16 protein-coding genes and 1 pseudogene are annotated in these 23,180 nt (G+C 72.6%); 10 read left to right on the top strand and 7 right to left on the bottom strand.

Annotated features, from left to right (window positions below):
* A pseudogene (locus tag ACFT9I_RS20625) lies at positions 1-1,506 on the bottom strand (hypothetical protein); the annotation flags it as partial.
* A gap of 508 nt (positions 1,507-2,014) precedes the next feature.
* On the opposite strand from ACFT9I_RS20625, the gene ACFT9I_RS20620 reads away from it, so the two are divergent.
* From ACFT9I_RS20620 to ACFT9I_RS20590, 7 genes are all read left to right on the top strand, one after another.
* Positions 2,015-3,259: an alanine racemase gene (locus ACFT9I_RS20620; protein ID WP_382566141.1), complete on the top strand. Its 1,245-nt coding sequence runs from the start codon at positions 2,015-2,017 to the stop codon at positions 3,257-3,259.
* Between the two features lie 129 nt (positions 3,260-3,388).
* Positions 3,389-4,813, top strand: coding sequence for a diaminobutyrate--2-oxoglutarate transaminase (locus ACFT9I_RS20615; protein ID WP_382566139.1), 1,425 nt, complete (start codon positions 3,389-3,391; stop codon positions 4,811-4,813).
* Positions 4,810-6,420: a pyridoxal phosphate-dependent decarboxylase family protein gene (locus ACFT9I_RS20610; RefSeq protein ID WP_382566138.1), complete on the top strand. Its 1,611-nt coding sequence runs from the start codon at positions 4,810-4,812 to the stop codon at positions 6,418-6,420. Before ACFT9I_RS20615 ends, ACFT9I_RS20610 begins: the two co-directional genes overlap by 4 nt.
* Positions 6,421-6,632: 212 nt before the next feature.
* Positions 6,633-8,420: an IucA/IucC family protein gene (locus ACFT9I_RS20605; protein WP_382566137.1), complete on the top strand. Its 1,788-nt coding sequence runs from the start codon at positions 6,633-6,635 to the stop codon at positions 8,418-8,420.
* Entirely contained in the window at positions 8,417-9,850 is a 1,434-nt protein-coding gene (locus tag ACFT9I_RS20600; RefSeq protein WP_382566136.1) for a lysine N(6)-hydroxylase/L-ornithine N(5)-oxygenase family protein, read from the top strand. The genes ACFT9I_RS20605 and ACFT9I_RS20600 overlap by 4 nt, the downstream gene beginning before the upstream one ends.
* Before the next feature lie 46 nt (positions 9,851-9,896).
* Entirely contained in the window at positions 9,897-11,723 is a 1,827-nt protein-coding gene (locus tag ACFT9I_RS20595) for an IucA/IucC family protein (RefSeq protein ID WP_382566134.1), read from the top strand.
* A complete protein-coding gene (locus ACFT9I_RS20590; protein WP_382566133.1) occupies positions 11,720-13,099 on the top strand; it encodes a glutamine synthetase family protein in 1,380 nt (459 codons plus the stop codon). The genes ACFT9I_RS20595 and ACFT9I_RS20590 overlap by 4 nt, the downstream gene beginning before the upstream one ends.
* Before the next feature lie 10 nt (positions 13,100-13,109).
* On the opposite strand, the gene ACFT9I_RS20585 is transcribed toward ACFT9I_RS20590, so the two are convergent.
* On the bottom strand, positions 13,110-14,084 hold the full coding sequence (locus ACFT9I_RS20585) for an ABC transporter substrate-binding protein (protein WP_382566131.1): 975 nt from the start codon (positions 14,082-14,084) through the stop codon (positions 13,110-13,112).
* A 143-nt stretch (positions 14,085-14,227) separates the two neighbouring features.
* On the opposite strand from ACFT9I_RS20585, the gene ACFT9I_RS20580 reads away from it, so the two are divergent.
* On the top strand, positions 14,228-15,709 hold the full coding sequence (locus ACFT9I_RS20580; RefSeq protein WP_382566129.1) for a PLP-dependent aminotransferase family protein: 1,482 nt from the start codon (positions 14,228-14,230) through the stop codon (positions 15,707-15,709).
* Positions 15,710-15,718: 9 nt separating this feature from the next.
* On the opposite strand, the gene ACFT9I_RS20575 is transcribed toward ACFT9I_RS20580, so the two are convergent.
* The gene (locus tag ACFT9I_RS20575) at positions 15,719-16,699 is read right to left on the bottom strand and encodes an aldo/keto reductase (RefSeq protein ID WP_382566126.1); all 981 of its coding nucleotides are present in this window, start codon (positions 16,697-16,699) and stop codon (positions 15,719-15,721) included.
* A 216-nt stretch (positions 16,700-16,915) separates the two neighbouring features.
* On the opposite strand from ACFT9I_RS20575, the gene ACFT9I_RS20570 reads away from it, so the two are divergent.
* The gene (locus ACFT9I_RS20570; RefSeq protein WP_382566124.1) at positions 16,916-17,614 is read left to right on the top strand and encodes a GPP34 family phosphoprotein; all 699 of its coding nucleotides are present in this window, start codon (positions 16,916-16,918) and stop codon (positions 17,612-17,614) included.
* 21 nt (positions 17,615-17,635) lie between these two features.
* Here ACFT9I_RS20570 and ACFT9I_RS20565 read toward each other — a convergent pair whose 3' ends face one another.
* A complete protein-coding gene (locus tag ACFT9I_RS20565; protein ID WP_382566122.1) occupies positions 17,636-19,048 on the bottom strand; it encodes a hypothetical protein in 1,413 nt (470 codons plus the stop codon).
* A gap of 113 nt (positions 19,049-19,161) precedes the next feature.
* Between ACFT9I_RS20565 and ACFT9I_RS20560 the strand changes: the two genes are divergently transcribed.
* Positions 19,162-20,526, top strand: coding sequence for a molybdopterin-dependent oxidoreductase (locus ACFT9I_RS20560; protein WP_382566121.1), 1,365 nt, complete (start codon positions 19,162-19,164; stop codon positions 20,524-20,526).
* A gap of 352 nt (positions 20,527-20,878) precedes the next feature.
* Here ACFT9I_RS20560 and ACFT9I_RS20555 read toward each other — a convergent pair whose 3' ends face one another.
* The 3 genes from ACFT9I_RS20555 to ACFT9I_RS20545 are packed head-to-tail and all read right to left on the bottom strand — an operon-like array spanning position 20,879 to position 23,078.
* Positions 20,879-21,694 (bottom strand): methyltransferase domain-containing protein, encoded by an 816-nt coding sequence (locus tag ACFT9I_RS20555; RefSeq protein ID WP_382566119.1) that lies wholly within the window; start codon positions 21,692-21,694, stop codon positions 20,879-20,881.
* Complete coding sequence (locus ACFT9I_RS20550; RefSeq protein WP_382566116.1) at positions 21,691-22,344, bottom strand: DUF2064 domain-containing protein; 654 nt, start codon at positions 22,342-22,344, stop codon at positions 21,691-21,693. The genes ACFT9I_RS20555 and ACFT9I_RS20550 overlap by 4 nt, the downstream gene beginning before the upstream one ends.
* Positions 22,341-23,078 carry a glycosyltransferase family 2 protein gene (locus ACFT9I_RS20545; protein ID WP_382566114.1) on the bottom strand — a complete coding sequence of 246 codons (738 nt, stop codon included), beginning with the start codon at positions 23,076-23,078 and terminating at the stop codon, positions 22,341-22,343. The genes ACFT9I_RS20550 and ACFT9I_RS20545 overlap by 4 nt, the downstream gene beginning before the upstream one ends.
* Between the last annotated feature and the right edge of the window lie 102 nt (positions 23,079-23,180).

The following is a 23,180-nucleotide window of genomic DNA, read 5'->3' as shown; positions in this document are numbered from 1 at the left end:
GAGTCCGCCGATGAGCCCGCCACTGGCCATTCCGCCGATGGAGCCGGCGCCACCGTTGGAACCGCCACCGCTGGAGCTGCCGCCGGAGTTGGAGCTGCCACCACTGGAACTCCCACCGGAGCTACTGCCGCTGGAACCACCGCTGTTGGAACCGCCACCGGACGAACCGCCGGAGTTGGAGCCACCGCCGGAGTTGGAGCTGCCGCCGGACGAGCCCCCGGAGTTGGAACCGCCACCAGAGGATCCGCCGCTGGAGGAGCCACCGCTGTTCGAACTTCCGCCGGAGTTGGAGCTGCCACCGTTGCTGGAGGAGCCACCGCCGGACGAACCGCCACCGTTGGAACCACCGCCACTGGAGGAACCTCCGCCGGAGACGCCGCCGGTGTCGTCGTCGTCATCATCCGACCCACCGCTGTTGGAGCCGCCACCGGACGAGCCACCGGAGTTGGAGCTACCGCCGCTGTTCGAGCCGCCGCCGTTGTTCCCGCCGCCGCTGGAGGAGCTACCGCCGGAGTCACTGCCGCCGCTGTTCCCTCCCCCGCTGGAGGAACCACCACCGTTGGAGCCGCCGCCGTTGGAGCCGCCGCCGTTGCTGGAGGAGCCTCCGCCGGAGGCGCCTCCGGTGTCGTCGTCATCGTCGTCATCCGACCCGCCGCTGTTGGAGCCGCCGCCGTTGCTGGAGCCGCCGCCGTTCGCGCTGCCGCCGGAATTACCACCGCCGTTGGACCCGCCGCCTGAGGAGGACCCCCCGCCGTTGTCACCGCCGCCGTTGGACCCGCTACCGCCACCGTTCGAACCGCCACCGCTGGCTCCGCCAACGTTGTCACCGCCGCCGGAGTCGCCTCCACCGCCGTTGTTCCCACCGCCGCCGTTCGAACCGCCCCCACCGTTGGCGCCGCCGTTGTCGCCGCCGCCGTTGTCACCGTCGCCCGCGACCGTCGTCGATTCGCAGTCACCACCGAGGATGTTGCAGACCTGCGTCCGCAACCCGTCGGAAATCGCGGGTGCCACACCGCTGAACAGCAGCGTGCCGATGATGAGGGCGACCAGGCCGACCATGCCCACGTACTCGACCGTCGACTGCCCACGGTTACGACGCCAGGTGATCAGATGCGGAACCGACGGCACCGCCTCCCGGCGCAACCGCTCCAACGTCCAGCGCGGCCTCACCACCCGCCGCTCCGCCGGCAGATCGAACCACGACCGGCTCGCCCCCACACTCACCAACGCCAGCAGCGCACCCGGCAGAAGCAGTTGGCTGATACCCCGCGCCGAACCCCCGTACAAGTTCGCGACGCCACCCACCAGCAGCCACGCCTGCAGAGCGACCAACGCGAACCAGACCACCCTCCCCCCGGTCCACAAACGCCCCGCCAGAACCACCGCGGCGACACCCGGCACCACCGCGTACACCGCCGCCACACCCACCGTCACCGACACACGAGTGCCCAGCTCCAACAACGAGTTCAGCACACCCACGCCACCGAGCAGCGTCAGCCCGAACATCAAATACAGCAGAACCCGAGTCGCGGCCAGTGATCGCGGCAACTCCCATCGGTGCCCTGGGGTGCCGGCCTGGAACGCCAGGCCTTGTGAGTCCGACAACGGAGAAACCTTTCACCAACTGCTGAAGAAGTCCGGCCCCCACCGGGTCCAGCTGCGACGTGTACCTCGCCACGGTATGTACGGGCGAGACCCATTACGAAGGGCCCAGGGGCCCACTCCGGGCCCAAGATCGGCTGTCCGAACGGCTCGTGGTCCGGGAGGTGCCGGAGGAAACGAAGGCCACCGTCCCGGTGCCCGGAAATCTCCCCCCACGTATGGATTACTTTGGAGTCCTCCGGACGAGGCATTAGGTTAGGCTCGCCTAACAATTGGCCGGACTGTAAGGCGGCCGTCGACGTTCTTGGCCGATCCGTCTATCTGGAGGGGAGGGGGCGCTCGTACCCTGATACCGCGGGCCGCCAGCCGAAACCGGTCGATCCCCCACCCCCCAACCGAGGTTGAAACCGTCGTGTCCGTCCAGTTCCCGCCCTCCGCCGCGCCGCTCGCCGCCCACCCCGTGGACGTCCTGCCGGTCACCGTCCGCAGCCGACTGCTGGAGCTGGCGCGCGGCGCCGAGCCCGTGTCGGCGTACGTGTACGACGGAGAGGTCGCCGCCGCGCGGGCCCGGGAGTTGCGGGCCGCGCTGCCCGACTGGGCGGCCGTCTACTACGCGGTGAAGGCCAACTCCTTCCCCGGCGTCGTCCGCGCCCTCGCCCCGCACATCGACGGCTTCGAGGTCGCGTCCGTGAGCGAGCTGGAACTCGCCCTCGCGACAGGCGGGTTCACAGGCACCCCCGCCGTCGTCGCCGCCGGGCCCGCCAAGTCCGTGCCCGTTCTCACCGCCCTCGTGCGCGCCCGCGTCGAGGCCATCAACGCCGAGAGCCTGCTCGAACTCCACCGGATCAGCCGTATCGCCGTCGCCGAAGGCGTCACCGCGCGCGTCGCGCTGCGCGTCAATCCGGCCGACATCCCGATCAGCGGCTCGCTCCACATGGGCGGCGCGCCCTCGCAGTTCGGTGTCGCCGAGCCCGACGTACCCGACGTGCTCGACGCCGCGGGCAGACTTCCCGGCCTCGACATCGTCGGCTTCCACATCCACGCCGCGTCGAACAATCTCGACGCCGACACCCATGCGGCGTACCTTCGTTGGTGCGTCGAGTGGAGCGTGACCACGGCCGCCGCGACCGGCATCGAGCTGCGGCACGTCGACATCGGCGGCGGCATAGGCGTCGCCTTCGAGGGTGAGACGCCCTTCGACATGGCCCGGTTCGGTGAACTCGCCGCGCTCGTCGAGCCACCCGTGGGGGTGAAGGTCGTGCTGGAGCCCGGCCGGTTCCTGGTCGCGGACTGCGGCTGGTACGCGGCCGAGGTGACGGACGTCAAAGCCTCGTACGGCGAGTGGTTCGCCGTACTGCGTGGCGGAATCAACCACTTCCAGCTGCCCACTTCGTGGGACATCGTGCACAACGTCGCCGTGCTGCCCGTCGACGCGTGGGAGGCGGGCGAGGAGTGTCCGAGGCCCGCCGCGGAACATACGCGTGTCACCGTCGTGGGCGAGCTGTGCACACCGGAGGACACCCTGCTTCGGGACGTCCTCGTCGAGCGGGTGCGCGCGGGGGATCTCGTCGTCTTCCCCAACGCCGGTTCCTACGGTTGGGAGTTCGCCATGCACTCCTTCCTCGGGCACCCGGTCGCCGGGCGGCATCTGCTCTAGGGCGTGTCTCTCCAGCGTGTGTCTCCACGGCGTGTCTTCAGGGCGTGTCTTCAGGGCGTGTCTTCATGGCACGTCTTCAGGGCCCACGCCTCTTCTTCTCTCCTCACCCTCATCATCCGGAGCCGTTCCATGACCGTTCCCGCTGTCACGTTGCCCGCGGCCGCGCCGTCCGCCGCCGGGCGACCCGCGGAAGCCACCGCCGACTCCATCCTGGAGCGGCAGCGGGCCAGGGAGTCGTCCGCCCGTACGTACGCCCGTTCCTTCCCGATCGTCCCGGCCCGCGCCCACGGCATGACCATCGAGGGCACCGACGGCCGCCGCTATCTCGACTGCCTCTCCGGCGCCGGAACGCTCGCGCTCGGCCACAACCACCCCGTCGTGCGCGAGGCCATCCAGCGCACGCTCGACAGCGGGGCCCCGCTGCACGTACTCGACCTCGCGACGCCCGAGAAGGACGACTTCACGGACGCGCTGTTCGGGACGCTCCCGAAGGAGTTCGCCGACCGTGCCCGCGTGCACTTCTGCGGGCCCGCCGGGACGGACGCCGTCGAGGCCGCGCTGAAGCTGACGCAGACGGCGACCGGGCGGCGCGGGGTGCTCGCGTTCACCGGCGCGTACCACGGGATGACGGCGGGCGCGCTGGCGACGACCGGCAGCGTGGCCGTCAAGGAGCCGGTGCCGGGCGGGGGCGCGGCGGGTGGTGAGGTGACGCGGCTGCCGTACCCGTACGCGTACCGCTGCCCGTTCGGCGTCGGCGGCGAGCGCGGCGCGGAGCTGGCGGCGACGTACACCGAACGGCTGCTGGACGATCCGTCGGGCGGCGTCGTACGGCCGGCGGCGATGATCCTCGAAGCGGTCCAGGGCGAGGGCGGGGCCGTACCCGCGCCCGACGGGTGGCTGCGCGAGATGCGGCGGATCACGCGTGAGCGCGACATCCCGCTGATCGTGGACGAGGTGCAGACCGGTGTCGGGCGCACCGGCGCCTACTGGGCGGTCGAGCACAGCGGCATCGTGCCCGACGTGATGGTGATGTCGAAGGCGATCGGCGGCGGGCTGCCGCTGGCGGTGATCGTGTACGACCAGGAGTACGACGGGTGGCTGCCCGGCGCGCACACCGGCACGTTCCGGGGCAACACGCTGGCGATGGCGACCGGCGCGGCGACGCTCCGGTACGTCACGCGCGAAGGTCTCGCGGAGCGGGCGGCGACGGTCGGCGCGCGGATGTCCGCGCGGCTGGAGGGGCTGCGGTCCGAACTGCCGCTGATCGGCGACGTACGCGGACGAGGACTGATGATCGGCGTCGAAATCGTGGACCCCGAGGGGCCGTTGGACTCGTGCGGGTCCCGGCCGGTGGCGCCGGAGCTGGCGGCGCGGGTCCAGGAGGGTTGTCTGAGGCGGGGGTTGATCCTGGAGCTGGGCGGGCGGTTCGGGTCGACGGTGCGGCTGCTGCCGCCGCTGGTGATCACGGACGAGGAGGCCGAGTCGGTGCTGGAGAGGCTGACGGACGCGATCGTCGAGGCGTCCTCCTCCCGTGTCGCGGGGCGGGCGGCGTGACGACTCAGGCGCTGGGCGCCGCCGTTGAGGAAGCACTGCGGGCGCTGCGGCCGGCGACGGGCACGGAGCTGTCGGGCGGCGTGGGCGGGGCCGCGGCTCTGGAGCCTCTGGTACGTGAGGTGTTGGACGCGCTCGCGGAGGGCGCGGCCCGGCGCGGGGGGCCGGTCGCGGCCTCCTCGCCGGCCGGGATCGCGGCGGGCGTGGCCGAGGCGTTCGGCGCGGCGAGCGGTGCCGGCGCGCTCGGCCGGCTCACCGAGGTCCTCGCGCACGGCAGCGCGGACCCGGCCGACCCCGCGTGCGCGGCGCATCTGCACTGCCCGCCGCTGGCCGTCGCCGTCGCCGCCGACCTGGCGGTGTCCGCGCTGAACCCCTCCCAGGACTCGTGGGACCAGGCGCCGGCCGCAACCGCCCTGGAAACACTGCTCCTTGAGGAGCTGGCGGGCATGCTCGGCTACGACCCCGCCGAGGCGGCGGGCGTGCTGACCTCGGGCGGTACCGAGTCCAACCTGATGGGTCTGATGCTGGCCAGGGACCGGGTGCTGGGCGCCGCGACCGGCCGGCAGATCGAGATGACGGGTGTGCCGAGGGCGGGGGTGGGTGTCGGCCTGGGATCGGTGGCCGGGGCGCGGCCCCGGATCCTGGCGTCCGCCGCCGCACACTTCTCGGTGCAGCGGGCGGCGGCCCTGCTCGGGCTCGGCGAGGACTCGGTGATCCCGGTCGCGGTCGACTCCCAACTCCGGATGCTGACAAGCGCGTTGACGGCGGCGCTGGAGCGGTGCGTCGAGCGCGGACAGCTGCCGGTCGCGATCGTCGCGACCGCCGGTACGACCGACACCGGGGCGATCGACCCGCTGCGGGAGTGCGCGGAGCTGGCGGCGGAGTACGGGGCCTGGCTGCACGTGGACGCGGCGTACGGGGGCGGCGCGCTGCTGTCCGACCGGCTGGCGCCGCTGCTGGACGGCATCGAACTGGCCGACTCCGTCTCCCTGGACTGGCACAAGCTGGGCTGGCAGCCGGCCGCCGCGGGGATCTTCCTGGTGCGGAAGTCGGAGACGTACGCCTCGCTCGCCCGCCGCGCGGTCTATCTGAACCCGGCGGACGACGAGGAGGCCGGCTATCCGAGCCTGCTGGGTCTGTCCCTGCGTACGACGCGCCGCGCGGACGCCTTCAAGATCGCGGTGACGCTGCGGACGCTGGGGCGGGAGGGTCTTGGGCGGCTGGTCGACGCGTGCCACGAGCTGGCGGTGGCGGGGGCGCGGGCGGTGGCCGCGCGTCCGCGGCTGGAGCTGCACGGTGGCGGCGGGCCCGACGGTGGGGATCCGGTGCTGACGGCGTTCCTGTTCCGGTACGTGCCGGCCGGTGGGGCGGCGGACGAGGTGGTGGACGAGGCGGTGGACGAGGCCCGTGTCGATCACCTGAACGCGTCGCTGCGGCGGCGGTTGCTGAGGGAGGGCGGCGGGGTCGTGGGGCGTACGGAGCTGCCGGGGGAGGGGCCGGGGCGCGTACGGCTGAAGCTGACGCTGCTGAATCCGTACACGACGGCGGTGGAGGTGGAGCGGTTGCTGGACGCGGTGGTGGCGGCGGGTGTGGCGGAGGAGGGGGCGTGAGCGGGGAGGCCGGTGGGCGGGGCGCTGCCCCGGACCCCGGCCGGGGCGCTGCCCCGGACCCCGCTCCTCAAACGCCGGAGGGGCTGAATTGGTCCGCCGGTCCCAGCGAGGGCGAGGGGCTGAATTGGTCCGCCGGTCCCGGAAGGGGCGAAGGGCTGGTTGAGCCCGCAAGGCTGGGTGAGGGCGGAGAGTTGGATGGGGCGCCGGAGGGGTTGAACGGGCTCGACCCTCTCGATCATCCCGATCATCTCCGCGCCGCCGACTCCGCCGCCACCGAGACGCTCCTGCGCGCGTACGTCCGGGAGACCGGCGTCGAAGTGCCGTGCACCGGCGACGTGTTGTACCTGCCGCTGCCGTGCAGTGCGCTGACCCTGCGCGTGCGCGTGCTGTACCGGTCCGACACCGGGTGGCACCGGTTGGGGGCCGTCCGCGTCGTCACCTCGCAGCAGGGCGGCAGCCTGCCCGCCGACGTTTCGCTCGTCGCCGCCGCGCTCGTCCGGGAGTCCACCCTCGGGCGCGGCGCGCTGCCGCATCTCGGCGGGGACGCCGTCGCGCGCGTGCTCAACTCCGCCGCGCGGACCGGGGCCCACCTCGTTCGGCGCCGGGCCGAGAAGCCGGGAACGCGGGGCCCGACGCCCTTCCTCGACGCCGAGCAGGCGCTGCTCCTTGGCCACCCCTTCCATCCCGCTCCCAAGAGCCGCGAGGAAGCCTCGGACGTCGAACTCGACGCCTACTCGCCGGAGTTGCGAGGGTCCTTCGCGCTGCACTGGTTCGCCGTGCACCCGGACATCCTCGTCGGGGAGAGCGCCGACGGCCGTACTCCCGCCGAGCTGCTGCGGCCCCTCACCGCCGGGCTCGACCTGCGGGTGCCGGACGGGATGGCCGTGGTGCCCGCGCATCCGTGGCAGGCCAGGGACGTCCTCGCGCGGCCCGCCGTCGCCGCGCTCGTCGACGCGGGGTTGGTACGGCCCCTGGGACCCGCCGGGCCGGACTGGTACCCCACCTCCTCCGTACGGACCGTGCACCGGCCCGACGCCGACGTGATGCTGAAGCTCTCCCTCGGCATGCGGATCACCAACTCCCGCCGCAACAACCTCCGTAGCGAGATGCGCCTCGGTGTACGGGCCGCGCGGCTGCTGGCCGCGGGGCCCGCCGAGCGGCTGCGCGCCGAGCACCCGGAGTTCGGGATACTGCGCGACTTCGGGTGGGTGTCGGCGGGCCGCGATAAGGAGACCGGTCCGGAGAGCTGTCCGGAGACCGGTCTTGAGACCGCCGTACGCGACAACCCCTTCCGGCGCGGCGGCCCCCAGGGCCTCTGCGTCGCCGGGCTGGTCGCCGAGAGCACCGGGCCCGGTGACGGGTCGCCGCCCGCGTACCGCGCGCTGCTCGCCGAGGCCGTCGCCCGTACCGCCCGCGCCCACGGCGTCTCGACCGCCGAGGCGTCCGCGCGCTGGCTGGCCGCGTACCTCGACGTACTCGCCGTCCCGCTCATCAGGCTCCACGCCTGGTACGGGATCGCGCTGGAACCCCACCACCAGAACACCCTCGTCGCGCTCGACGCGCACGGACTGCCGCGCGCGGGCTGGTACCGCGACAGCCAGGGCTACTACGTCGCCGCGTCCCACGCGGCCGCCGTGGAGCGGCTGTTGCCGGGCGCGGCCGACGGGCTCGACCTCGTCTTCGAGGACGCGTTCGTGGACGAGCGCGTCGCGTACTACCTCGGCATCAACAACCTCCTCGGCCTCGTCGGCGCGTTCGGCGCGCTCGGGCTGGCCGACGAGGGCGACCTGTTGTGTGTGCTGCGTGCCCGGCTGGAGCGGCTGCGGGCCGCCGAGCCCGGGGCGAAGGGGCTGCTCGACCTGCTGCTCGACGCGCCCGTGCTGCGGTGCAAGGGCAACTATCTGACCTGCGTGGACGGGCTCGACGAGCTTGTCGGGGACGTTCAGTCCCAGTCCGTCTACGTCGACCTGACCAACCCCCTCGCGGAGGCCCGCCGGTGACCGAGTCCACCCCCCATGCGCACGACGCGCACGACGTCTACGACCTGGTCGGCGTCGGGATCGGGCCGTTCAACCTCTCGCTCGCCGCGCTCGCGGACGGCGCGCCGGAGCTGCGCACGCTGTTCCTCGACGCGAAGCCCGCCTTCTCCTGGCATCCCGGCCTGCTGATGGAGGGCACCACCCTCCAAGTCCCCTTCCTGGCGGACCTGGTGACGATGGTCGACCCGACGAGCCCGTGGTCGTACCTCAACTACCTGCGCCATCACGACCGGATGTTCCCGTTCTTCTTCTCGGAGCGCTTCCACATACCGCGCCGCGAGTACGACGCCTACTGCCGCTGGGTCTCGGACGCGCTGCCGTCCTGCCGATTCGACGCGCACGTGGAGGAGCTGGGCTGGGACGAGACGGATGACGTCTTCGTCGTCGCCCATCGCGCGGCGGACGGGACCCGTACGCGGGTGCGCGCCCGGCAGATCGTCCTCGGGGTGGGGACGAACCCGGTCGTGCCGGAGCCGCTGCGCCCGCTGCTCGCGGAGGGCGGGCACGCGGGCCGTGTCCTGCACAGCGCCGACTACCGCACGCACCGCGCGCGGCTCGCGGCCTGCGACGACGTGACCGTCATCGGGGCCGGCCAGTCCGGCGCGGAGGTCGCGCTGGATCTGCTGCGGCACCAGGACGGGGAGGGGGCGGGCGGGCCGTACGTCCGCTGGCTCGCCCGCACGAACGCGTTCGCGCCGATGGAGTACTCCAAGATCGGGCTCGAACACTTCACGCCCGACTACATCCGCTACTTCCGCGCCCTCCCCGAGGATCGGCGGGAACAGCTCGTGGCGGAGCAGTGGCAGCTCTACAAGGGCGTCAGCGAGGAGACGCTGGCCGAACTGCACGACGAGCTGTACGAGCGGACGATCGGCGGTGCGGAGCCAAGGGCCGCGCTGCATCCGGGAGTCGCCATCGTCGCCGCCGAAGTCGCCCCGGGCGGCTTTCTGCTGACGTGTCGTCACACTCAGCAGGAGGCGCTCTTCGAGATCCGTACGTCCGCGATCGTGTCGGCGACCGGGTACGCGGCGTCGCGCCCCGCCTTCCTCGACGGCGAGGACGGGCTGGGCACGCTCGTGGACTGGGACGAGAAGGGCCGGTACCGGATAGACGGTGACTACCGCGTCGCGCTCGACCCCCGTATATCGGGCGGGCTGTACGTCCAGAACGCCGAGCTGCACACGCACGGCGTCGGCGCGCCCGATCTGACGCTGGGCGCCTGGCGCGCGGCGACGATCCTGAACGCGGTGGCGGGCCGCACGGTGCTGCGCGTGCCGCACCGCGCGGCGTGGACGACATTCGGGGTCCCGCGCGCAGAGTCCGACTCCGAGTCCGGGTCCGACTCCGGGTCCGACTCCGGTGCCGTCCCGGCGGCGGTCGTCCGGCCCTGAGAGTCTGGAGCATTCAGTCATGTCGCGTGTCCGAGGAGAATCAACGTTGAATCACCCCAACCGGGCCGCCTGGGAGCAGGCCGGCCGGCGGCTGCTGGTCAAGGCCGTGGAGGAGTTCGCGTACGAGGAGCTGCTCGTACCCGTACCGGACGGACCGGACGGGCGGGGCACCGGGCCGGGCGTGCCTGGCACCTACCGGCTCGACCTCGGCGACGACGTCCACTGGACGCTGCGCGCCACCCGGGGCACCTTCGGGACCTGGCGCGTCGAGCCCGACAGCCTGCGCCGCCACCCCCACACCCCGGACCTCGGCCCCGAGCGGCTGCTGCTCGACGCGCGCCCCGTGCTCGGCTGGGACGGTGCCACCACCGCCGAGGTCCTGCGCGAGCTGACCGCGACCCGGCGGGCCGACGCGGCGGCCGTCGCCACGGCGCTGCCCGCCGCCGCGCTGGCCGATCTCGGGTACCTGGAGCTGGAGGCGTACCAGGACGGGCATCCCTGCATGCTCCTCAACAAGGGCCGCCTCGGCTTCTCGGCGTCCGACACCGCCGCCTACGCGCCCGAATCGGCCTCCGCCGTACGGCTGTTGTGGGCCGCCGTGCACAGCGACCTCGCGGTGTACTCCGGCGTCCCCGGGCTCGACGTCGAGCAACTGCTCGCCGAGGAGCTGGACGCGGCCACGCGGGAACGTTTCGCCACTGTCCTCGCGCGCGAGTGCGCCGAGACCGGGTTGCCCGCCGGCGCCTTCGTCTGGCTGCCCGTACACCCCTTCCACTGGGACGAGGCCGTCGCCACCCTCTTCGCGCCCTATCTCGCCGAGGGCCGCATCGTGCTGCTCGGACAGAGCGACGACCGCTACCGCCCGCTCCAGTCCATCCGCACCCTCGCCAACATCGACCACCCGCACCGCCGCAACGTCAAAGTCCCGCTCCTCGTCCGCAACACCCTTGTCTGGCGCGGACTTTCGACCGACCCGACCGAGGCCGCGCCCGACGTGAGCGCCTGGCTGCACTCCGTACGGGACGCCGATCCGTATCTGCGCGACGAGGTGCGCATCCATCCGCTCGGCGAGGTCGCGGCCGTCGCGGTGGGCCATCCGCTGTACGAGTCGGTGAAGGACGCGCCGTACCGCTACCACGAACTCCTCGGCGCCGTCTGGCGCGAGCCGGTCGCCGCGCTGCTCGACGCGGACGCGGGTGAACGGGCCCGCACCATGGCCGCGTTGCTCAAGATCGGGTCCGACGGGCGGGCATTGACCGCCGAGTTGGTCGAGCGCTCCGGGCTCACGCCCGCCGCCTGGCTGGAACGGTTCTTCGGCGCGCTGCTGCCGGGTCTGCTGCACTACCTCTACCGCTACGGCGTCGCCTTCTGCCCGCACGGCGAGAACACCGTCGTCCTCTTCGACCGCGACGAGATACCCGTCGGGATCGCCGTGAAGGACTTCGCCGAGGACGTGAACCTGCTGCCCGGCGACCGGCCCGAGTACGCGGGGCTCCCCGAGCGCGCCGACCGCGTCCTGCTCCGCTGGCCGGCCCACGAGCTGGCGCACTCGCTGCTCAGCGCGGTGTTCGCCGGGCACTTCCGGTTCTTCGCCCCGCTGTGCGCCGATCAACTCGCCCTGGACGAGGACGCGTTCTGGGCTCTCGTACGCGCCGAGATCGAGCGTTACCACGCCCGCTTCCCGGAGCTGGCCGACCGCTTCGACGCGTACGGTCTCTTCGCCCCGTCCTTCGACCGCGTCGCGCTCAACCGCGAACAGCTCCTGGGCGGCGGCTTCCACGACCGTGCGGAGCGGGACGAGGGCTTCGACGTCGTGCACGGCACCGTGCCGAACCCGCTGGCACGACTGGCACGAACAGAGGACCGGAAATGACCGAACAGGCCGACCCGTACGAGCTGTTGCGAGCCGAGGCCGCCGCCGGGAGGGCCGAGGAAGTCGTCGTCGCCGTCCCCGACCTCCAGGGGCGTCTCCAGGGCAGCCGGCTGTCCGTCCCGTACTTCCTCGAAGAGATCGCGAACGGCGCAGCGGGTTTCGGCGCGTGCGTCTATCTCCTGGCCTCAGACGTGGAGATGGACACCCGCCCCGGTTACGCCATCGACGCCTGGCAGACCGGCTTCGGCGACTTCCTCCTGCGGCCCGACCCCACCACCCTGCGCACGCACCTCCCCTGGGACGAGGGCACGGCCCTCGTACTCGCCGACGCGCACTGGCCGGGCGCGGCCGACTCCCCGGTCGCCGTCGCCCCCCGCCATATCCTCCGCACCCAGCTCGACCGCCTCGCCGAGCGCGGGCTGACCGCACTCGCCGGTACGGAACTCGAATTCCTCGTCTTCCTCGACACCTACCGCGCCGCCCGCGAGACCCGCTACCAGGGCCTGACGTCGGCCACCACGTACAACGTCGACTACTCGCTCCAGGGCCTGACCGACATCGAGCCCGTCGTACGCCGCATCCGGCGTGAGATGGGCCGCGCGGGGCTGGCGATGGAGACGGCGCGCGGGGAGGTGCACGCGGGACAGTACGAGATCGTCTTCCGTTACGCGGAGGCGATGACGACCTGCGACAACCACGTCTTCTTCAAGAACGGCGCCAAGCAGATCGCCGCCCAGGAGGGCGTGGCACTGACCTTCATGCCCAAGTTCGACGAGGGCGAGGGCAATTCGTGCCACATCCATCTGTCGCTGCGCGGCACGGAAGGCACCCCCGTCCTGGCCGACGCGTCCGCCGACGACGGCATGTCGGAGCTGATGCGCCACTTCGTGGCCGGTCAGCTCGCCTGCCTGCCGGACTTCGCCCTGCTGATGGCGCCGAACATCAACTCCTACAAGCGCCTCCAGCCCGGCGCCTTCGCCCCGACCGGCATCACCTGGGGCCGAGACAACAGGACGTGCCCGATACGCGTGGTGGGTACGGGCTCCTCCCTGCGCATCGAACACCGGGTGCCCGGCGGCGACGCGAACCCGTACCTGGCGGTCGCGGCGGCCGTCGCGGCCGGTCTGTACGGGATCGAGCACCGGCTCGAACTCCCGCCCCCGCACACGCGGAACGCCCTCGCCGACCCGTCGGTGCCCCGGCTGCCCGGCACGCTCACGGAGGCGCTGCACCGCTGGGAGAGCAGCGAGATCGCCGCGAAGGTCTTCGGCGAGCCGGTGGTCACGCACTACGCGCAGGCGGCCCGTACCGAACTGGCGGCGTTCGAGACGTCGGTGACGGACTGGGAGCGGATGCGGGGCTTCGAGCGGCTGTGATCGACAGTCCCTAGCTCGTGGCGCCGCCGTAGTTCTTCTCGATCTCGTCCAGCACCTGGCCCGCGCCCGTGTAACCGATGCCCAGCATCCACAGGTTGTCGTCGACCTTGAACGCCGCCTTCTCCTTCACCGCGGCCAGGTTCTTCCAGAGCGGGCCGCCGATGATGTCGGTCTCCTTGGCCTTCTTCGCGTCGCCGTAGGTGGAGTAGAAGATGACGTCCGCGTCGGCCTGGTCGATCTTCTCCGGGCTGACGTCGAGCGAGAAGCCGTCCTTGTCCTGGTTGGCCGGGCGGCCCACGCCGAGGTCGCCGAAGATCGAGCCGACGAACGTGTCGTTGAGGTAGAGGCGCGTGTCGGCGCCCTCCACGAAGCGGACGAAGCCGAACGTGGTCTTCCGCGCCGCCTCCGGGCCGCCGAGAGCCGTGGTCAGCGACTTCACGCGGGTGTCGTAGCCGGTGGCGATCGTCTTCGCCTCCGCCGCCTTGCCGAGGGCGTCGGCGTGCAGCTCGAAGTTCTCACGCCAGTTGGGGCCCGTGGTGTCGGAGAAGACGGTCGGGGCGATCTCCGACAGCGGCTGGTAGTTCTTCTCGTCGCGGACCTTGCTGCTCAGGATCAGGTCCGGCTTGAGGGCGGCGATGGCTTCGAGGTTCGGCTCGGCGATCAGGCCGACCGGCTTGATGCCCTTTAGCTTGTCCGCCGGGAGGTACGTGGAGAACGGCGCGTCCGCGACGGCCGTCGTGGCGCCGACCGGCGTGACCCCGAGCGTGATCGCGGAGTCGAGCGCGTCCGTGTCGAGCACGACGACGCGCTCGGGGTCGTCCGGGACCTTCACCTCGCCCATGGCGGTCTTCACGGCGTGCGTCGCTCCCGAACCGGCCTTGTCCGAGGGCTCGTCGCTGTCACTCCCGCCGCACGCGGAGAGCGAGACGGCGAGCGCGGTGACCGTGGCGGCGACGCCGAGACGGCGGGTGAGGTGTGTGGACACGGTGGGAAAGCCTCCCTGACAGCCGCCCGGAGTCGGCCCGGACGTAACTAAGGAGAACCTAACTTAGCGGGGTGGGGCGACAACTGCCGGACATTACGGTCCAGTCACCGGGCCCGTACCTGCCACGTACGTACCATCGCTGGATGCCGCACCCCCGCACCGACCCCGCCTGGGGCACCCTCCTCGACCTGGGCGAACGGGCCGCAGGCCCCCTGCACCTGCGGCTCGTCCGGGCCCTCCGGGCGGCCGTCGTGGACGGCCGTATCGCTCCCGGCAGCGCTCTGCCGCCCAGCCGGTCGCTCGCCGCCGACCTCGGCTGCTCCCGCTGGGTGGTGACCGAGGCGTACGCGCAGCTCGTCGCCGAGGGGTACTTCGAGGCGCGCGGTGGATCGGCGACCCGGGTGCGTACGGAGACGGCCGGGCGGGCGCCCTCGTACGAGCGGCGAGCCCAACAGGCCCTCTGGAAACCGGAGTTCGACATGCTGCCCGGCATGCCCGACCTCCGTGAGTTCCCCCGGAAACGGTGGGCCGACGCCGTACGGGACGCGACCGGCACGCTCACCCCCACCGACTTCGGCTATCCCGACCCCGCCGGCCACCACGCGCTGCGGGAGCGGATCGCCGCCTATCTCGTACGCGGCCGGGGCGCCGCACTCGACGCCGGACAGCTCGTCGTGTGCGGCGGCACGCTGGACGGTGTGCTCCGGCTGAGCCGCGCCCTGCGCGCGGCCGGGCACACCCACGTGGCCCTGGAGGACCCGGGCTGGTCCCGGCTCCGTACCGCCGTCACGGCCGCCGGGCTGACCGTCGTCGCCACCCCCGTGGACGACGACGGCCTGCGCGTCGACCTGCTGCGCCGCGAGCCGCACGTACGGGCGGTGATCGTGGCGCCCGCGCACCAGTTCCCCACCGGTGTCGTCCTCAGCCCGCCCCGCCGGGCCGAACTCATCGCCTGGGCACGGGAGACGGACGGCCTGATCATGGAGGACGACTACGACGCCGAGTTCCGCTACGACCGCCACCCCGTCGGCACGCTCCAGGGCATGGCCCCGGAACGGGTCGCCCTGCTGGGCTCGCTCAGCAAGACGCTGTCACCCGCCCTGCGTATCGGCTGGACGGTCGTGCCGCCGGGTGTGACGGGGCTGCTCGACGGGCTGTACGCGGCGGACGCCGTCGGGTCGCCGCCGCCCGTGATCGACCAGGCGGCGTTCTCCCGCTTCCTGGAGTCGGGGGCGTACGACCGGCATCTGCGCGCCTCCCGGCTCCGCTACCGACGGCGCCGCGACAGCCTCCTTACGGAGATCGCCGAACGGCTGCCGGAGCACCGGGTGTCGGGGGCCGCCGCCGGATTCCATCTGCTGCTGCATCTCACGGGGTGCGTGGCCGGGGACGTGGTCCGTGGCGCGGCTCGGCGCGAGGTGCGGCTGGCGGATCTGGCGGAGTACACGGCGGGAGGGGTCGCGACCCCGGGCGGCGGCGCTCTGGTCATCGGGTACGGCAACCTCGCCGACCCGTCGCTGCCCGAAGCCGTACGGCGGCTGGCCGACGCGATCCGCGAGGCGGGCGGCCCGGCGGGTCCGGTTGGCCGGGTCGGTCCGGCGGGTCCGGCGGGTCCGGCCCACTGATCAGCCTCGTCACGGCGCCGGGTCGCCCGCCGTGTCCAGCCGCGCCCGTATCTCCGCCGGCAGCTCCACCTCCAACGCGCCCAGCACCTCGTCCAGTTGCTCCAACGAACTGACCCCCACGATCGGCAGCACCGCCGGATCCGCCCCCATCAGCCAGGACAGCACCACCTGGTTGGGACTCGCGCCCAGCTCGTCCGCGACCTCGCGCAGCACGGCGAGCCGCGCCGGGGTGCCGGGATGGTCGTACGCGGCGGGCAGCGGCTTGTCCGCCCGCGTGTACCCGCCCGAGAGCAGCGACGAGTAGGCCATGAGCGTCAGTTCGGGCTCGCTGCGCACGTAGTCCAGCAGCTCCGGCGTCACATGCACATGCCCGGACTCCGGCAGGCCGGTGTCGAAGCGCGGCTGGAGGTAGGACTGGCGCTGCTGTACGCAGGTGTACGCCGCCCAGCCGTTGGCGTGCGAGATGTCACGCGCCCGCGCGGTGCGCCACGCGGTGTGGTTGGAGCAGCCGATGAGGCCGGCCAGGCCGCCCGTCACCAGCTCGTCCAGCGCGCCGAGGGTCTCGGCCAGCGGTACGGTCCGGTCCTCGATGTGTGTCCAGTAGAGGTCGATCCGGTCGGTGCCCAGGCGCCGCAGGCTGTCGGCGGCGGCTTTGCCGATCGCACCGGCCGACAGTCCTTCGGCCGTCTCCAGGCCGGTGCCGGGGACGGTGGGGCGGGCCCCGGCCTTGGTCGAGATCAGCACCTCGTCCCGGACACCCCGGCTCGCCAGCCAGCGGCCGACCGTGGTCTCGCTCTCGCCGCCGGTGGCGCCGGGGACCCAGAAGACGTAGTTGTTGGCGGTGTCGATCAGATTGCCGCCGGCCTCGACGAACCGGTCGAGGATCGCGAAGGACGTCTTCTCGTCCACGCTGCTGCCGAAGGGCAGCGCGCCCAGACACAGCGCACTGGCCAGGGGCCCGGACGGCCCGCCGATACGGCGTCGTCGCATGTCCACACTCCTCGTGTTCACGTTCGTGTTCGTGTTCGTGTCCGCGTTTCTCCCTTCACGCTAGGCGCTGATCGGCATGGTGTACCGGTCCGATCAGCGAGTGAAAAACCAGACCAATATCGACTCAGGAGCCGTGTGGGAGCCGTTCGCGTTCCCCGTGCGTCCCCAGAGGGAAGACGTGCGAATACCCCCACAGTTCCAGGAGAGACGAGCGTCATGGACTTCCCCACGAATGCGCCGAAGAGCGGACCCGCCGAGACCACCTTGGGCGAGCAGTTGCTGCTCCTGTCACTGGACGACGAGTCCGGGTCCGAGAAGGAGTCGACGAACGTCGCCTTCGCCATCGCCGCCGCGTCCCTGGTCGAGCTGGCGCTGGCGGGCCGGGTCGAGGTGGACGGCGACCACGTCACCGTCCGTGACACGACGCCGCTGGGCGATCCCACCCTCGACGCGGCACTGGCCGACATCGCCGGCTGGAACAAGTCCAAGCCGCGCAAGACGAAAGGGTGGATCGAGCACCTGAAGCGGGGCGCGGTGGCCGGGACGACCAAGAACCTGGTGGCGAAGGGCCTGGTCCGGGAGGAGAAGAAGAAGGTGCTCGGCCTCTTCCCCGTGACCCGCTACCCGGAGGCCGACGGCTCGGTCGAGACCGCGCTGCGGCAGCGGCTCGACGAGGTGGTGATGCGAGGGGCGACCGCCGACGAGCGCACAGCCGGTCTGGTGGCCCTGCTGCACGGGGCGAAACTGCATGGACTGCTTTACAAAAAGCCCGAGTTGAAGACCGCCAAGGCGAACATGGAGAAGATCGCGCACGGCGAGTGGGCGGCCCCGGCAGTACGCCAGGTGGTCAAGGCGGCGGAGGACGCGCTGATGGCGATCATCGTGGTGACGACGGTGACGACGACCACCACCTGACAGTGTCTGCCTGACGTCCCATCACCAGCCGGTGAAGACAAGGTGGTTGACCAGCAGCGCGACGACCGCCTGCCCGGCCAGCCACCCCCGCCGCCGGCCGGGCAGCAGGGCGGTGGCGGGGATCAGCCACAGCATGAACGGCAGCCAGATGCGCTCCGTCTCCGCCTTGCTCATCCCGGACAGATCGGCCGCGAGGATCGCGAGCAGCGCCGCCAGGACGAGAACGGCGAGGCGGAGCGCGGGAGTTCCGGGGGTGTGGTCGCGGCCCGGGCGCAGCTCCCGTACGGCGCGGGGCGCCAGCGTCAGGACCCGGCCGAGGCCCGCCACCGTCGCGAGGCCGACGGCCAGGGTCGTGGCGGCGAGGTTCCCCCAGATCCAGTACGCGTACGGGCGCACCCCGCCCGCGCCCTGGTAGTAGCGCACGACCAACTCCTGGTACGCCTCCCACCAGTTGAACCCCGCGAGCGTGAACGCCACCGGCACCACCGACGCCCCGACGAGCACCAGGGGCAGCGGGCGCGCGGTGCGGGCCAGGGCGAGGACGCCGAGGCCGGGGAGCGCCATGAGCGTCAGGCCGTACGAGAGGTAGCAGGTGAACCCGTACAGCAGCCCGGCACCCAATGCCGCCACGGCGGGCAGGCGCGTCGTACGGGTCGCGGCGAGCGCGAGCAGGGCGAGCGACCAGGCGGCGACGCCCGCGAAGTAGCCGTCCGCCGACGTGCCCATCCAGACGGCGGCCGGGGCCAGCGCCAGGAAGGGTGCCGCGCGGCGCGCCGTCGGCTCGTCCGTGAGGGCGCGGAGCGTGACGAGTACGGCGACCACGGCCGAGCCGCCGACGACGATGCACCAGACCCCCGCCCACGAGCCGCCGCCGAGGCCGATCCGGTCGAGCCAGACGAAGGTGAGGGTGGCGCCCGGCGGATGGCCCGCGACGTGGGCGGGCCAGTTGCCGGGTTCGCCGATCACGATGTGGTCGGCGAAGCCGCGCAGCGTCGTGCCGATGTCGGTGAAGCGGTCGATGACGCTGAGGTACTCGTGCTTGGTGGTGAGCCGGCGCGCCACGCCCGTGCGCCAGCCGTCGACGAGCGCCAGCGAGAACGTCCAGGCCAGCGCGGCGGCCCAGGTGGTGAGGAGCAGCGCGCGCCACGGCAGCCGGGCGGCGAGGCCGGGGCCGTACGCGACGATCAGGACGGCGACGGCGAGCGCGGCTGGGGTGCCGGGACCGAGGCGGGGATCCCACGTGCCCAGCAGGGGTGGCCAGTTGACCTGGAGGCTGCCGTCGGCGCGCTGGATCGCCCAGCCCACGAGTGAGGCTGCCGTGACGAGGGCGACGCCGACCGCGGCGGCGACGAGATCCCGGCGGTGGGGTGGGCGGGGAGTGCCTTCGCGGGGAAGGGTGTCCGCCGGCAGGTGTCCGCGTTCGTCGGTCTTCACCCCGGCACGTTATGCAGCGGGCGCCGGGTTCCGGCGGTGTGGCGGGGCCACGTCACCATTTCGTCAGAAGTCGTACCACCTCCCGGGCGGGTGCGCGGGCTTACGGTCGCCGCATGGATCACCGCCCGTCCCTCTCCAAACCGTCGAAGTTGCCCGCGCTGCCGACGCTGCCCACGCTTCCGACGGATCCCGGCTTCTGGCGCAGCCCGGTGCGTGGCGTCCGGTTCACCGCGGTACTCGGGCTCGTCCTGCTGGTCGGGCTCACGCTGGTGTTCGTGACGGGCCTGCTGTCGTACGCGGCGTACAACCCGGATCTCGCGTCCGTCAACGACAAGACGCCGGACCGGGGGTGGCTGGGCTTCTACCTCTTCGACTGGCCGACTCACCCGTACTGGCTCTACCGCCTCACGCAGGGATTCCACGTCACGGTGGGCATCGCGCTGATCCCGGTGGTGCTGGCGAAGCTCTGGTCGGTGATCCCGAGGTTCTTCGCGCTGCCGCCGGTGAAGTCGGTGGCGCACGCGCTGGAGCGGATCTCGCTGCTGCTGCTGGTGGGCGGTGTGCTGTTCGAGCTGATCACCGGGGTGCTCAACATCCAGCTGGACTATCTCTTCCCGGGCTCCTTCTATCCGCTGCACTTCTACGGCGCGTGGGTGTTCTTCGCGGGGTTCGTGGCGCATGCCGCGCTGAAGATGCCGAAGGCGCTGGCGGCGATCCGCAGCGGTGAGTTGCGGTCGGGGGGAAGGGCGGGGGGAAGGGCGGGGCGGCCGGGGCCCCCGCCGGGCGGGGAGCCGGGCGCGTACCGGGCTCCCGGTGGTCCCGCCGACGACGACCTGGCGTCGCCGAGGCCCGCCGCGCCGACCGTCTCGCGGCGCGGTGCCTTCGCCGTCGTCGGGGCGGGTTCGCTGTTCATGCTGCTCACGACGGCGGGCCGGAGCTTCGACGGGCCGCTGCGGCGTACCGCGCTGCTCGCCCCGCACGGCTGGGAGGATCCGGGCAGCGGCCCGAGCGGGTTCCAGATCAATAAGACCGCCGCGTCCGTCGGGGTCAGGGCGGCCGAGACGACGGACGGGTGGCGGCTGACCCTCAGCGGCCCAGCCGGGGACGTCATGCTCTCGCGCGCCCAGCTCCTCGCCATGGCCCAGCACACCTCCGAGCTGCCGATCGCCTGCGTGGAGGGCTGGTCGACGTCGAACCAGTCCTGGCGCGGCGTACGTCTGCGGGACCTCGCCGCGCTCGCGGGATATCCGGACGGCCCACCGGGGGTGTTCGTGGAATCCCTCCAGCGCAGGGGCAGTTTCCGGACGGGCGCGCTGCGCGACAACCAGGTGCGCGACGGGCGCTCGCTGCTGGCCCTGCAGGTCAATGGCGCGGATCTGTCGCTCGACCACGGGTTCCCGGCGCGGATCATCGTCCCGGCCGCGCCCGGGGTGCTCAACACGAAGTGGGTCACCAAGCTGACGTTCGGAGCGGTCTGATGAGTCCGATGCCTCCGATGCCTCCGATGAGTACGGTGAATCGCCGTCAGGCGTACCGGGCCCTGCTGGGCAGTCCGTTCCAGATCGTGCTGCTGCTCACCACGCTCGCGTTCGCGGGTTACGTGGGCGTACGGCTGCTGACGGGCGAGACGTTCATGATCGTGGTGTGGTTCGTCGGCGCCGCGCTCGTGCACGACCTCGTCCTGCTGCCGGTCTACACGGCGGCCGACCGTGCGGTGGCCGCCGCTCTGGGACCCCGGCGCCGGCTCGTCAACTTCGTACGCGTACCGGCCTTCCTGTCCTTGCTGCTCCTGCTGGTGTGGTTCCCGCTGATCACGGGGCGGGTGAGGCGTTACGAGCCGTACGCCGCCCTGTCGTCCGACGGGTTCCTGGCGCGCTGGCTGCTGGTGACCGCCGCGCTGTTCGCGTGCTCGGCGCTCTGCCTGGCGACGCGGGCGGTGTTGCGGCGCAGGGCCACGAAGGGACGGCCCGCCGCCTCCCACTGATCCACGGGCAGCCAGCCGAGGGCGCGCCCGTACCGGAGCAGGGCGGGGGTGCCGAGCCGGGCCCACGGGAAGTGCGAACCCGCCGCCCCCGGTGGCGGGCGGCGCCCGTCGTCCACCCGTACGCGTACGCGCTCGTCGACGTCCACGGGCGCGGTCTCGGCGATGATCAGCCCGCCGTGGGTCAGCAGCCCGCCGGCCCGGTGGAGCAGACCGGCCGGGTCGCCGCCGATGCCGATGTTGCCGTCGACGAGCAGGACGGTGCCCCAACGCCCCTCGCCGGGAAGGGGATCGAAGACGGAGCGGTGCAGGGCCGTGCCGCCGAGGCGCAGCGTACGTTCGACGGCCGCCTCGCTGACGTCGATGCCGAGCGCCCGCCGGCCCCGGGCCGCGAGCGCGGCGACGAGACGGCCGGGGCCGCAGCCGACGTCCAGGACGGCGCCCTCGCAACGGTGCAGGGCCGAGAGGTCGGCGGCGTCGGCGCGTGCGCACCAGCGTTCGACGTCGAGGGGCAGCAGCCAGCCGTCCGTACGGCGAAGGAAGAGCGGGCCGCGGCCGGCGCGGAGGGCGTCGGCGTACGGGTCGTCGCTCCAGGCGGCGGGCGCGGTGTCGGTGTCGGTGTCGGTGGCCGCGGTGGTGCCTTGTGTGGTCTCCGTCGCGCTCATCGGGCGCCCACCGGGGTCAGCCGGCGGAGGGTGGCGGCGAACTGTCCGTGCGGGGCGAGCGCCGCGACGTACTCCGCGTCGGCCGCCGAATCCACGTCGCGCAGGGGCGGGAGATCGCGCACGGTCAGCCCGGCGTCGACCAGACGACGACGCTGTACGGCGCCGGTCTCGGGTACGGACATGGGCACCCCGCGAATGAGGTCCGGCGGCGCGGACTCGGGCGCGGCGAGGCCGAGCGCCCAGAAGCCGCCGTCGTCGGCGGGCCCGAACCAGGCGTCGCGGTCGCCGAGCCCGACGGGGGCGAGCGCGGGGGCGAGCAGGGCGGGGGTGAGCTGCGGGGTGTCCATGCCGACGAGGAGCGTCGGCCCCGTACAGCTCTCGAAGGCGGCGGCGATCCGCTCGTCAAGACCGCCCGCGCCCTGCGGCACCACGTCGATGCCCGGCGGCAGCCAGGGTCCCGGGCGGCCTTCGAGGACGAGGACGCGGCGGCGGGCGGGGAGGGCGAGGACGGTCCGCAGGGTGTCGGCGAGAGCGGCTTCGGCGAGGAGGGCGGCCTCGGTGGGGCTGAAGGGCGGGGTGAGGCGGGTCTTGACGCGGCCGGGAAGGGGTTCCTTGGCGATGACGAGGAGGGTGGTGGCGGGGGACGTCACTTGGCCGCCTCCGCGGGGGTGCTGGCGGTGGTGGTCGCAGGTGCGTGTCGTGCGGGCTGTGCGGGCGGCTGACTCAGTACGGCGCGCATGTCGCGTACGGCGTGCCAGGTGCCCCGCCAGGTGCCGGTGACCTTGGACTTTCCCGTACGCGGCCGGTAGGTCACGTCGGTCTCGGTGACCGTCAGCCCGGCGTCGGCCGCGCGCACGACCATCTCCAGCGGGTAGCCGCTGCGCCGGTCGGTGAGGCCGAGCGCCAGCAGGTCCGCGCGGCGTGCGGCGCGCAGGGGGCCGAGGTCGTGGAGCGTCACGCCGGTACGGCGGCGCAGCATCCGGGAGAGGGCGAGATTCCCGGCGCGGGCGTGCGCGGGCCAGGCGCCGCGACCCTGCGGGCGACGGCGTCCGAGCATCAAGTCCGTCTGCCCGTCGGCGACTTGGCGTACGAAGCCGGGGAGGAGGCCGGGGTCGAGGGAACCGTCGCAGTCGCAGAAACAGACGTACTCGGCGTCGGCCGCGAGGAGGCCCGCGTGGCAGGCGGCACCGAAACCGCGCCGCGGTTCGTGCACGACGGTCGCGCCGAGCGCGCGTGCGATGTCCGCCGAGCCGTCCGTGGAGCCGTTGTCGACGACGATCGCGCGCCAGCCGACCGGGATGTGTTCCAGCACCCAGGGCAGTGCGGCTGCCTCGTCGAGGCAGGGCAGGACGACGTCGGCGGTGAGATCAGTGAGGTGGGTCACGGCGCTCACCCTACGGACCATAAAGCCGTATAACGGACTTCTGGTCCTTACGAAACAGGGACGTCCGGCCGTTCCGGGCGCTCGCCGGGACCGTCGCGGGCG

The sequence above is a fragment of the Streptomyces sp. NPDC057137 genome, from assembly GCF_042670825.1.
GTDB lineage: Bacteria > Actinomycetota > Actinomycetes > Streptomycetales > Streptomycetaceae > Streptomyces.
This window is presented reverse-complemented; position numbering and strand designations above follow the sequence as displayed.

Excerpts from the sequence above, each read along its gene's own strand:
- ACFT9I_RS20575 (WP_382566126.1), bottom strand. The coding sequence starts at position 16,699 with ATGCGACGACGCCGTATCGGCGGGCCGTCCGGGCCCCTGGCCAGTGCG.
- ACFT9I_RS20570 (WP_382566124.1), top strand. The coding sequence starts at position 16,916 with ATGGACTTCCCCACGAATGCGCCGAAGAGCGGACCCGCCGAGACCACC.
- ACFT9I_RS20590 (WP_382566133.1), top strand. The coding sequence starts at position 11,720 with ATGACCGAACAGGCCGACCCGTACGAGCTGTTGCGAGCCGAGGCCGCC.
- ACFT9I_RS20560 (WP_382566121.1), top strand. The coding sequence starts at position 19,162 with ATGGATCACCGCCCGTCCCTCTCCAAACCGTCGAAGTTGCCCGCGCTG.
- ACFT9I_RS20555 (WP_382566119.1), bottom strand. The coding sequence starts at position 21,694 with ATGAGCGCGACGGAGACCACACAAGGCACCACCGCGGCCACCGACACC.
- ACFT9I_RS20580 (WP_382566129.1), top strand. The coding sequence starts at position 14,228 with ATGCCGCACCCCCGCACCGACCCCGCCTGGGGCACCCTCCTCGACCTG.
- ACFT9I_RS20615 (WP_382566139.1), top strand. The coding sequence starts at position 3,389 with ATGACCGTTCCCGCTGTCACGTTGCCCGCGGCCGCGCCGTCCGCCGCC.